The following is a 10,840-nucleotide window of genomic DNA, read 5'->3' on the forward strand; positions in this document are numbered from 1 at the left end:
GAACACATCCTTTATGGAAATTGGAAAGCTACACGGATAGTATGTCCTGTTTTCTGTTTTCCGAGGGGCTTGTTCGTTCGGCAAATGCGAAGTGAAAAGAACGTCTCCTTATCCCGCGAAGCAAGCAAAAAAATGAGAAAGCCCGGAAACCCAAAAGTTTCCGGACCTTTCCCTTTTATGCTTTTTGGAAGGCTTGGCGATTACTTCGCTTCACCAATGAATACTTTTTGGCCGTTTTCGTATTTGTAAGCAAATACTTGCGCGAATTCGTTGTCGCCTTTGTCGTTAAAGGAAACTTTTACAAACTGTCCTTGGAAGTCTTTTGTTTTGTGGATTGCTTCCAACACTTGCTCACGGGAAGGCTTTTTGCCGCCGTTTGCTTTGATTGCTTCCAAGATGCCGTTCAACGTTACGTTTGCCGCGTCATAACCGAAGGAAGTGAAGATCCCCACTTTTTTGCCGGTAGCCGCTTCGTAATCAGTAATCCATTTCTTGCCTTCTTCAGTAGCGCCGATGTCACCAACTGTCGAAGTGAACACGACGTTGTTAGCTGCATCGCCCGCGATTTTCAGCATGTCAGCAGAGTCCAGACCGTCCCCACCCATGAAGGTGCCTTTGAAGCCTTTCTCACGAGCTTGCTTCACAATGATACCCGCTTCTGCATAGTAACCGCCGAAATAGATCATATCAGGGTTTGCCGCCACGATTTGGTTTACAACTGCGCTGTAATCCTTCTCCCCTGCAGTTACCCCTTCAAAGCCAACCACTTGCACGCCATCCGCTTCAAATTGCTTTTTCACTTCGTCAGCCAGACCTTGGCCATAGGCTTGTTTGTCGTGAAGTACGTAAGCGGTTTTTACACCCAGTTGGTTTTTCGCAAAAATCGCAGCTTTGGAACCTTGTTGGTCGTCACGCGCACAAATGCGGTGTACGATTTTTTTGCCTTCCTCAGTCAGGTTGGAACCTGTCGCGGATGGAGAAACCATCGCCAAGCTTTCTTGCTCATATTTTACAGATGCAGTGATCGATGCCCCTGTGGTAGGGTGGCCCACTACAGCGAGTACGTCAGGGTTGGTGATAACCATTTCCGCTACGGAAACGGCTTGCTTCGGATCGGCTTGGTCATCTTGTGCCAGCAATTGCAGATCGAAGCCCAGCTTTTTGAATTCTTCTTTTTTCAGGTTTACCGCGTATTCTGCACCGGATTTTGCTGTTTCACCATAATCAGAAGCAGAACCGGACAGTGGTCCTACAGAAGCAATGACGATTTTACCGCCTGCTTCACCGCCGCCGGAAGCATTGCCAGCGTCGCCGCTTGGTTGTTGTCCGGCATTGCCGCCGCCGCCGCAGCCAGCCAAAGCTGTACCTACTGCCAATACAGTCGATAGAAATGCGATTTTTTTCTTATGCATGATGTTTCCCCCTCATTGTTTATCTGAAAATTAAAATCTGTCTGCCTACTTGTATCATTTTAAAATAAATTAGAAAATTTGCAACAGATAAAAATATGAAATCTTTTCAAACTTGTATGCGAGCAAACAAAAAACCGCTCCAACAAAGGAACGGCCCGTTGCGAAACGCTATTCATCTTTGCGAGAATAAGCTTTATTGGTCACCCAAATGGTCAAACCGATGATTACTACAAACAAGATGATAACGCCGTAAATCACCGAACTCATGACGCAGTGTCCTCCATATTTGTCCGCATTCAAAAACGCAGTTCTCATTATAAAGGAATGCGATTCCGCAGACAATGGTAAAGCACCGTTCGGCAGATTGCTGCCAGTGATTACTTCTCGATTTTCATCGAGATGTTATACGTTTTTGTCTTGGTGTCCAGGGTAATAGTAGCACCCAGCTCTTGTACCACGAAGCCGAGCGGAACCAATACCGCCCCTTGTGTAGGACGTGCAACGCCAGGAACTTTTACCACTTTGCCGTTTTTATAGGCAACCGGGTTGTCTTGGAAAATGCGGATCGCCAAATCATTTCCTTTTGCGATCAATACGGATTTGCTCACGTTATCCCAAGCAGCTGTGCCGCCCAGAGCAAGCGCCAATGCACTCGCGTTTACATAGGTGACTCCATTGTAGCTGACAGGCGCTTGCGGCAGATTGATCGGTTTGCCGTTCAAAAGCACCTTAATTGGTTGGTTTGCAGCAGCGCTTGCAGGTTGCTGTGCCAAAGCTTGGCCAGCCACTCCCCCGGTAAGCAAAGCTGCTGTCAAAAGAAGCACTGGTAATTTGCGTAACATGTTTGTAACACTCCCTTAATTATAAGTAAAAGATAGGTTCAACTATGTTCTATTCCACAACAGGAAAATATATCCTTCCTCAATTTTAAACTTTTTTTACAACATTTTCATTGGAAATTAACTTTTTCCCGCGAACAAATGTTTTTGTGCACAACCTGTGGATAATACTGTTGATAAGTCATTTCATGCTTGAAGGGACTGAGTGTTTTGGCTGAAGACCGCTATTTTTTGATCTATCAGGAAGCGAGTGAAGAAGAGTGCCTCCTTACCGTTCAGCCTTATGATGACGAACAGGCTCTGGCTGAGGCCATCAATCACCTGGAGAGCAAGCAGCTGCATGAATACACTTTGATCAAGGGGCGTAAAATGAAAGCCCATTTGCGGGTAGCCATAGACCTAACCGAAGAGGAGAACGAGGCGGATGCTCCTCCCCCGCCTGCGGAATGAAACGGCAGTCTGGCGTATACAATGTTTAAAGTTGCTCATTTTTGGGATTACTGAGAAGAGGATTTTGCCCTTTCGTTTGACCTTTATTGACCAATTGTGTATGATATTCTTGTAAAGAGAGGAGGAACGATATGCATATGAATCTTATCCCTACTGTTATTGAACAAACCAATCGCGGCGAGAGAGCGTACGACATCTACTCCCGCCTGTTAAAGGATCGCATCATTTTCCTCGGTACCCCTATCAATGATGTAGTGGCCAACAGTGTCGTTGCCCAGTTGCTCTTCTTGCAAGCGGAAGATCCGGACAAAGATATTCAACTGTACATCAATAGTCCTGGCGGTTCGATCACGGCTGGTATGGCCATTTTTGACACCATGGAATTCATTAAACCCGATGTATCCACTTTGTGCGTAGGAATGGCTGCTTCTATGGGCGCATTCTTGCTCGCGGCTGGAGCAAAAGGAAAACGCTATGCGCTGCCAAACAGTGAAGTGATGATTCACCAGCCATTGGGAGGTGCGCAAGGTCAAGCCAGCGATATCGAAATCGCGGCAAAACGCATTCTCAAAATGCGCGACCACTTGAACAAAATCCTGTCCGAGCGTACTGGACAACCGCTCGAGCGGATTGCCAAGGATACCGATCGAGATAATTTCCTCTCTGCACAAGATGCAAAGGAATACGGTCTCATCGATGCGGTTATCTCGTCCACACCAACCGCAAAATAACTGCTCAATCGGAAACGAAACGAAAGCCCCGGGGATAGTCAATCATCCCTGGGGCTTTTCTTCCGTTCCTGCTATTGCTCTTGCAAATCAGCGACGGCTACCACTTTTCGTTGCACCGGATTGTCTTCCTCATGCACCCTGGCCATGGCGGAATTTTCATCCACACCGTCAATCCACACCGGAGACCCTTGGTAAGTCACCGTAACCTTATCCGTAGACTGAATGATTTCTTTTGCGCGCGTGACGTTCATGTTGATCCTCCTGTTCAGATGGATGTACGCTTATGGCTTTATGTACCGTCTGTTTCGTTATTCATCGTGTCGGTTGTGGTTTCCTCGATTAACCCGTTTTGCAGGGTAACTTGTCCACCACCCAAGCCCTCATTGATCATTCGATCGATATCCATGAATTCCTCATCGCGGCCCTGATACAAGGAGTCATGGGAGTAAACGTCGTCCTTAGGCATCGAAACCCTCCTTCCCACTTTTATGGTATAGGAATGCCCCAATCGCGGCTTATCATTCATGCCTGTTATCCGAACTGCTCTATAGAGAAGAAAAAACACTCCCTCTTTTGCGGACGGAAGTGTCTCTCTTGTTTCCTTTGTTATTCTTCTTTCGTTACCAGGTTCACCAAGCTTGCAACCGCTTGCGTAGCATCGGGCCCTTCAGCAGAAATCGTGATTTCTGTCCCTGTGCTAATCGCTAAGCTCATAATCCCCATGATGCTTTTGGCGTTTACCTTTTTGCTGTCCTTTTCTACAAATACTTCAGAGGCAAAGCGGTTCGCTTCCTGCACAAAAAACGCTGCCGGACGAGCTTGCAAGCCTGTTTTCAACTTGACCAACACCTGTTGTTGTACCATGGCTGTACCTCCTCTTTCCCAGACTCAGTCCTTTTATTATACCATTATACTGGAAATAAACATTTTATTTTTCTCGCAATTTCTCGGCAATTTCATTAATTTTTCTCAGCCGGTGATTGATCCCCGATTTGCTGACAATACCGCTTGGGATCATTTCCCCCAGCTCTTTCAGATTGATATCGGGATGCAGCAAGCGCAATTCGGCTACTTCGCGCAGTCGATCCGGCAGATTGGCCAATCCCATTTCGCGTTGGATGAGCTGGATGTTCTCCATTTGTCGGGCGGCCGCATTCACCGTCTTGTTGATGTTCGCGATTTCGCAATTATGCAGCCGGTTCACAGAGTTGCGCATATCCTTGACGATCCGGATATCCTCAAAATAAAACAACGCTTGATGCGCACCGATCAGACTTAAAAACTCCGTGATTTTTTCGCCTTCCTTGATGTACATCACGTAGCCTTTTTTGCGCTCAATGCATTTGGCGTTCATTTTATAGCGATTGGCCAGCTTGGTCAAAGCTTGGCAAAAATCCTGGTAAGCCGTAAAAATCTCCAAATGGTAGCTCGATGCCTCCGGATGGTTAACCGATCCCCCTGCGAGAAAAGCCCCCCGCAAATACGCGGCCCTGCAGCAGGAAGACTTGATCAGCTCAGTGGAGATTCCCGGGTAAAAGGATAGATTTTGGTCCATAATCTTCAAATCATCCAGGATTTCCCGCGCTTGGTGGGGAATCCGCACAATATATACGTTGTTTTTCTTCAGACGCATTTTCTTGCGGACAAGCAGCTCCGTATGCACCTGAAACACTTTCTTGATGAGGGAATAGATGCGTCTGGCAATCGCTGCATTTTCCGTAGAGACATCCAAGACGAATCGTCCTGCTCCAAAATGAATGCTCCCATTCATCCGGATCAATGCAGCAAGCTCAGCACGACTGCAGCATTCTTCGCCTTCCAGCATCGTTAATTCTTTTTTGGTATGCGCAGCGAACGACAAGTGTCTCACTCCTTCCTCGGGGTCTGCTATGGCTGAACGCTGTCATGCCCCGTGGCGCCGTGGTGCAACCTCATTCATTCCCCGCCATACGCTTCTTCTGTTTCGGCAGCAGTGCGACGACTTCCTTGCTGACAACACGAGCGTTATGACGTAGATAGCCACCCTCAAAAGTAACGAGCGATTTGGCTACAATGTTGAGATTCAGCGCTTGTAATCGATCAAAATCAAAGAAGACAGGGGTAGCCCCTTTTTCTGCATACTTTTCTAACACGCGCGGCGGAATCTCCGCGGAATTCACAATAATTGTATCGAGAAACGGCTCTCCTACGTGATCATAGAGGGCATCTACATGATCAGCCGCAGAATACCCGTCTGTTTCTCCAGGTTGGGTCATCACATTGCAAATATATACCTTTTGCGCAGAAGAGCGCTTGATTTCCTCGTATAGGCCTTTTACCAGCAGATTCGGCAAAATGCTTGTATAGAGACTGCCTGGGCCGATCAGGATGAGATCCGCCTGTGCGATCGCAACCAATGCTTCGTCCAATGGGACCGCATCGACCGGATCCAAAAATACTCGTCTGATTCGTTTTCCGGCAAGCGGAATTTGTGATTCTCCCTCTACGATCGACCCGTCTGCCATCTCCGCTTTCAGCAGGATGGATTGGGTAGATGCAGGCAACACATCCCCGCGTACCGCAAGAACACCGCTCAGCATTTTTACTGCTGAGACAAAATCGCCGGTGATCTCATTCATCGCCGCAAGCAATAGATTTCCCAAATTATGGCCAGCCAATCCGTTTCCATTTTTGAAACGATGCTGCATCAGTTTTTCCATCAGCGGTTCTGTATCTGCTAGTGCCGTCAGTACATTGCGAATATCGCCGGGAGGAAGCATATCCATCTCTTCCCGCAATCGCCCTGAGCTTCCTCCATCATCAGCCACAGTGACGATCGCGGTAATATGTACTTCCTCCTGTTTTAACCCCCGCAACAAAACGGACAGACCCGTACCACCGCCAACCACGACAACGCGAAGCAATTCATCCGATTGCTTCCCCATTCTCCCTGTTGACATATGTCACCTCGTTTTCTCCTCATGAGAATGCTTGTATCTCTTACATGCTGGCAGTGAATCATTTAACCCATTCTATGCCTATTTGCTTTTTTCCATGTCTCGGTGGCTGACACGCACCGCGTAATCCTTTGCGAACGTTTTGCCAAGATGCTCTGTGATCGCGACAGAGCGGTGCTTTCCGCCGGTGCAGCCAATCCCGATCACCAGCTGATTCTTGCCTTCCTTTTGATAATGAGGAATCAGGAAGGACAGTAAATCGATCAGCTTTGTGAGGAATTCTTCTGTATCTGGTTGGTTCATCACATAATCAAACACTTCTGCATCACAGCCTGTTTTGGGCCGTAGCTCATCCACATAATGCGGATTCGGCAAAAACCGGACATCGAACAGGAGGTCTACATCGATTGGCGTTCCGTATTTGAACCCGAAGGATAGTACATTAATAGTCAAGGATGACGTTTGTTGTGTGTATTGCGTGACAATTTTTTCACGCAGCTGGGCCGGCTTCATCTGACTCGTATCCACGATCTGGTGAGCGCGCCCTTTCATTTCCTGCAGCAGCCTGCGCTCCGCATGGATTCCTTCCAGCGGCGAACCATTTGGCGATAGCGGATGGCGTCTGCGGGTCTCTTTATATCGGGAAACAAGCGTCTGGTCATTCGCATCCAGATACAGGATGTGAAATGCGATGCCCTCTGTCTCGTTTATGCTGTCAATCGCTTCTTGCAAGCTGTCAAAAAACTCGCGGCTGCGCAAATCGACGACCAAGGCTACTCGCTCAATCCCGCCGCCTGATTGCTTGATCAAATCCGCAAATTTGGGGATCAGAATGGGTGGCAAATTGTCCACGCAAAAAAAGCCAAGATCTTCAAGGCTCTGTACGGCCACCGTTTTCCCAGCCCCGGACATCCCTGTGATGATCAGCAAATTAATCGCTTTCTTGTTTTCTTCCATTCTCTATCCGCCTCCTCTGACCCTTCTTTAAGAATACCACAATGCCTTGCGCAATCGAACAAGTTTTGTCATCCAACAAAATCTTGGCAATCTTATTTTGACAAAAAAATGGCGTGGCCGACGTTCCAGCCACGCAAATTGTTTATATAGATAAGGGGGTCAATTCATCGTAGTACCATCTTATCCCTTTTATATTTCACCAGTGTTACAAAACGGTTAAGACATTGTGACATTTTCTTCTTTCAAACGCTCATCCAATGCTTCCACGTAGTGTTGAGCCGCTTGAGCTGCGATAGAACCGTCGCCCGTAGCCGTCACAACCTGGCGCAGCATTTTTTCACGGACATCTCCTGCCGCGAAAATTCCTTTTACTTTTGTGCGCATGTTCTCATCCGTCAATACATAGCCAGCTTCATTGGTAATGCCCAATCCGCGTACGCTCTCGGTCAATGGGTCCATCCCCACGTAAATGAAGATCCCGTTCGCTGCAAATTCGCTTTGCTCGCCTGTTTTCACATTTTCCAACAGCAGGCTTTGCACAACATTTTCACCGCGGATTTCTTTGACGACTGTATCCCAGATCACTTCGATTTTCACATTTTCGAAGGCTCGTTTTTGCAGAATTTTTTGCGCACGGAATTCGTTGCGACGGTGAATGATGGTGACTTTGCTCGCAAAGCGAGTCAGGAACACCGCTTCTTCTACAGCTGAGTCTCCGCCGCCGACTACGACCAATTCTTTGTTGCGGAAGAATGCCCCGTCACAGACCGCACAATATGAAACACCGCGGCCGGACAGTTCTTTTTCACCCGGCACGCCAAGCAGGCGGTGTTCCGCACCGGTTGCCACGATGACGGATTTTGCGAGATATTCCTTATCGCCGGCACGCACGATTTTGTAAGGGTCGCCATCCACGATTTCCTTGATCTCGCCATAGGCGTACTCCGCTCCGAATTTCTGCGCATGCTCAAACATTTTGGTAGAGAGATCTGGCCCCAGGATATGGCCAAACCCCGGGTAGTTTTCGATCTCTTCCGTATTGGCCATTTGCCCGCCCGGAATTCCTCTTTCCAGCATCAAGGTGGACATATTGGCACGAGACGTATATACGGCTGCAGTCATCCCTGCTGGTCCTGCTCCTGCGATAATGACATCATAGATCTTTTGTTGATCACTCATGCTCCACGCCCTCCAATAAAACCAACTTTTTTACTTTATACTTATTATAAAATTGTAATCGATTTAAATCAATACAGAGAGTGCTCGAATACACTTTGCCAAGGTTGACAGGGAAACGTCATATTTTTCGGCTACATTGATTTGGTTCAACTTAGCCTTTGCCATTTTCCCGTAGAGATATTCCATCGCCGCCAGCCATGCGCTATGCTTCCGAACGCGAAGAGGTTCTTTTGTAGAGCGGTATGCTTTCCATAATTGCAGAGACCACTCGCACAGACCCGCTTGCTCTTCTCCGCTAAAATGCAGCTTGATCGCCCAGCTTACCTCATCTTCGTCCTCTTCAGCCGGAATGGAATCGCCTACCTCATACGGCAAGGCTGCTCCCATTTGCGCCAGAGCCAGCAAGGCCAGCTTTTGAAAATGAGGGTCCTTGGCTTCCTTGCAAAATTGGCGCACTGCCGCTTCCGCCTCGCTGTCGCCGATCAGGCTCAACGTCCGGAGCACGACCTGTTTTACATCGTCCTTGCCATGCTGCAGCGCCCATAATAAGGAAGCGCGAATCATCGGATTGTCTTTAAAGTCATCCGGGCATGACCAATTCATTTTATCGGGTAAGCTTTCCTGTTCCGGGTGAAAATAATGATAAGGGATCGTCATCAAACGGACCTGATCCTTCTCTTCTTTCATCCGCTGCAGATAGTAATCGGCAATGCCTGATTCCTGATCAAGCTGCTTCACTTTTTGCCACCAGCGGACCGCTTGCTGGCGGCGATCCGTCATATATGCCGAAATGGCCGCATAGTGGTACGTGCAGACATCCTGGGCCGCTCCCCTTTTCAACATGCGCTGGTACAGGGAGTACGCCTCTTCATGCTGACCCAGTACCCCCATCGTCGTTGCTAATTTATACATATGTTCCAGATTAATCGGGGCCACCTTTTTCAGATGGCTCAGCAGTTCAAGCAGCGCAGCTGTCTGATTCATATGTGATAGCAAGACAGCCAAATTGCAGAGCGCATGCAGGTTTCCAGGTTCACGCTCCAAGGTCAACTCGATCGTCTCCATGGCTTTCTCAAAATCCCCGACATAGTAGTAAGCCAGGGAAAGATTGTTCCATGCCGGCATGAAGGTTTCATGCTGCTGCACGATGTCTTTCAGAATCTCGACAGCTTCTAAAAAACGACCTTCTTCCAGGCAATTTCTCGCTTCATCATGACGCTGATATAGTTGATCCCCGTCTTTTTCGATAAAAAGGCGTGGCGGCATATCCAATTCAAAATAAATATAATCCAGCAATTCTTCCGCTTCCTCTGCGTACATGCCATATTGGCTTTTTTGCAGATAGGTCGTCGCCATTTCTTCTGCCATCTGGTAATCCTCGAGATTGGCATAGTTATTGGCCAAATAGAAATAGACATCTACCATTTGCGGATCGATATGATCGAGCACATGGTGGAGAATGTCATTGGAAGCTTCGAACCGTCCCATTTCCGCCAACGCGCTGGCGAGATGACAGTTAAAATGCGCGTTATTCGGTTCCATATCTACAGCACGTTGAAAATAACGAAGTGCTTTCTCATAATCGTAGCGGTATAAGAGACGCTGCCCACGCTCAATAAAAAAATGCGCATCACACATGAGGTCTACCACAGTTGCTTTTTTGTTTCTTTCACTGCTCTTCATACAACCTCCAATACTCTTAGGAGTCCTTCATGTATCGTATCAAATCCACCTAGTCGTCACAAGTCGTATACCTTGTCAAAAGTGCTATCTTCTGCATAAAGCAGGAAACACCACCTGCCGGTCGGCCAAGTGGTGTCGACTATGTGTTATTGTATTGTGAAATGGAGCGGACGACGGGTCTCGAACCCGCGACCTTCGCCTTGGCAAGGCGACGCTCTACCAATTGAGCTACGTCCGCACAATAAATTGCCGGATACGTAAAATGGTGAGCCATGAAGGACTCGAACCTTCGACCCTCTGATTAAAAGTCAGATGCTCTACCAACTGAGCTAATGGCTCCCTGCAAATGGTGGCTCGGGACGGAATCGAACCGCCGACACGAGGATTTTCAGTCCTCTGCTCTACCGACTGAGCTACCGAGCCAGAAAAAAATGGCGGAGCTGACGGGACTCGAACCCGCGACCTCCGGTGTGACAGACCGGCGTGAACTCCAACTTCACCACAGCTCCATATTTTTCAGTTATGCAGTTAAAGGTGTTTTGCACCTTCAAAACTGGATACGCAGCAATTTTTTTGCACAAGGACGTGCTTACGTCTGCGTTGCGACAGGACGTCGCGTCTTTAGCAGACGATCCGCAATATTGTTGTGGATA

13 protein-coding genes and 4 tRNA genes are annotated in these 10,840 nt (G+C 48.0%); 2 read left to right on the top strand and 15 right to left on the bottom strand.

All coding sequences use genetic code 11. The features are described from left to right. Positions 1-200: 200 nt before the first annotated feature. The 3 genes from EIZ37_RS24245 to EIZ37_RS24250 form a co-directional block, all read right to left on the bottom strand. Complete coding sequence (locus EIZ37_RS24245; protein WP_167569114.1) at positions 201-1,412, bottom strand: branched-chain amino acid ABC transporter substrate-binding protein; 1,212 nt, start codon at positions 1,410-1,412, stop codon at positions 201-203. 168 nt (positions 1,413-1,580) lie between these two features. Further along, positions 1,581-1,679 carry a YtzI protein gene (locus EIZ37_RS26800; protein ID WP_407921169.1) on the bottom strand — a complete coding sequence of 33 codons (99 nt, stop codon included), beginning with the start codon at positions 1,677-1,679 and terminating at the stop codon, positions 1,581-1,583. A gap of 110 nt (positions 1,680-1,789) precedes the next feature. Continuing rightward, positions 1,790-2,254, bottom strand: a complete 465-nt coding sequence (locus EIZ37_RS24250; protein ID WP_134687342.1) for a copper amine oxidase N-terminal domain-containing protein — start codon at positions 2,252-2,254, stop codon at positions 1,790-1,792. Positions 2,255-2,461: 207 nt separating this feature from the next. Between EIZ37_RS24250 and EIZ37_RS24255 the strand changes: the two genes are divergently transcribed. Further along, positions 2,462-2,701 carry a hypothetical protein gene (locus tag EIZ37_RS24255; RefSeq protein ID WP_134687343.1) on the top strand — a complete coding sequence of 80 codons (240 nt, stop codon included), beginning with the start codon at positions 2,462-2,464 and terminating at the stop codon, positions 2,699-2,701. A gap of 131 nt (positions 2,702-2,832) precedes the next feature. Beyond that, complete coding sequence (gene clpP, locus EIZ37_RS24260; protein ID WP_134687344.1) at positions 2,833-3,432, top strand: ATP-dependent Clp endopeptidase proteolytic subunit ClpP; 600 nt, start codon at positions 2,833-2,835, stop codon at positions 3,430-3,432. Between the two features lie 71 nt (positions 3,433-3,503). Here clpP and EIZ37_RS24265 read toward each other — a convergent pair whose 3' ends face one another. The 12 genes from EIZ37_RS24265 to EIZ37_RS24315 form a co-directional block, all read right to left on the bottom strand. Beyond that, the gene (locus EIZ37_RS24265) at positions 3,504-3,683 is read right to left on the bottom strand and encodes an H-type small acid-soluble spore protein (RefSeq protein ID WP_134687345.1); all 180 of its coding nucleotides are present in this window, start codon (positions 3,681-3,683) and stop codon (positions 3,504-3,506) included. 38 nt (positions 3,684-3,721) lie between these two features. Beyond that, complete coding sequence (locus EIZ37_RS26190; RefSeq protein ID WP_167569115.1) at positions 3,722-3,898, bottom strand: hypothetical protein; 177 nt, start codon at positions 3,896-3,898, stop codon at positions 3,722-3,724. 140 nt (positions 3,899-4,038) lie between these two features. After that, positions 4,039-4,296, bottom strand: a complete 258-nt coding sequence (locus tag EIZ37_RS24270) for an HPr family phosphocarrier protein (RefSeq protein ID WP_134687346.1) — start codon at positions 4,294-4,296, stop codon at positions 4,039-4,041. A 64-nt stretch (positions 4,297-4,360) separates the two neighbouring features. After that, on the bottom strand, positions 4,361-5,293 hold the full coding sequence (gene whiA / locus EIZ37_RS24275) for a DNA-binding protein WhiA (protein WP_134687347.1): 933 nt from the start codon (positions 5,291-5,293) through the stop codon (positions 4,361-4,363). Positions 5,294-5,363: 70 nt separating this feature from the next. Next, complete coding sequence (locus tag EIZ37_RS24280) at positions 5,364-6,371, bottom strand: gluconeogenesis factor YvcK family protein (protein WP_134687348.1); 1,008 nt, start codon at positions 6,369-6,371, stop codon at positions 5,364-5,366. A gap of 78 nt (positions 6,372-6,449) precedes the next feature. After that, complete coding sequence (rapZ, locus tag EIZ37_RS24285) at positions 6,450-7,325, bottom strand: RNase adapter RapZ (protein WP_134687349.1); 876 nt, start codon at positions 7,323-7,325, stop codon at positions 6,450-6,452. 216 nt (positions 7,326-7,541) lie between these two features. After that, on the bottom strand, positions 7,542-8,504 hold the full coding sequence (gene trxB, locus EIZ37_RS24290) for a thioredoxin-disulfide reductase (protein WP_134687350.1): 963 nt from the start codon (positions 8,502-8,504) through the stop codon (positions 7,542-7,544). A 63-nt stretch (positions 8,505-8,567) separates the two neighbouring features. Continuing rightward, entirely contained in the window at positions 8,568-10,187 is a 1,620-nt protein-coding gene (locus EIZ37_RS24295; protein ID WP_134687351.1) for a tetratricopeptide repeat protein, read from the bottom strand. Positions 10,188-10,349: 162 nt separating this feature from the next. After that, positions 10,350-10,425, bottom strand: a tRNA-Gly gene (locus EIZ37_RS24300). A gap of 25 nt (positions 10,426-10,450) precedes the next feature. Then, positions 10,451-10,526: transfer RNA gene (locus EIZ37_RS24305), tRNA-Lys, on the bottom strand. Between the two features lie 8 nt (positions 10,527-10,534). Continuing rightward, a tRNA-Phe gene (locus EIZ37_RS24310) sits at positions 10,535-10,610 on the bottom strand. 9 nt (positions 10,611-10,619) lie between these two features. After that, positions 10,620-10,696, bottom strand: a tRNA-Asp gene (locus tag EIZ37_RS24315). Positions 10,697-10,840 lie beyond the last annotated feature (144 nt).

It is taken from the genome of Brevibacillus migulae, from assembly GCF_004521915.1.
Lineage (GTDB): Bacteria > Bacillota > Bacilli > Brevibacillales > Brevibacillaceae > Brevibacillus_F > Brevibacillus_F migulae.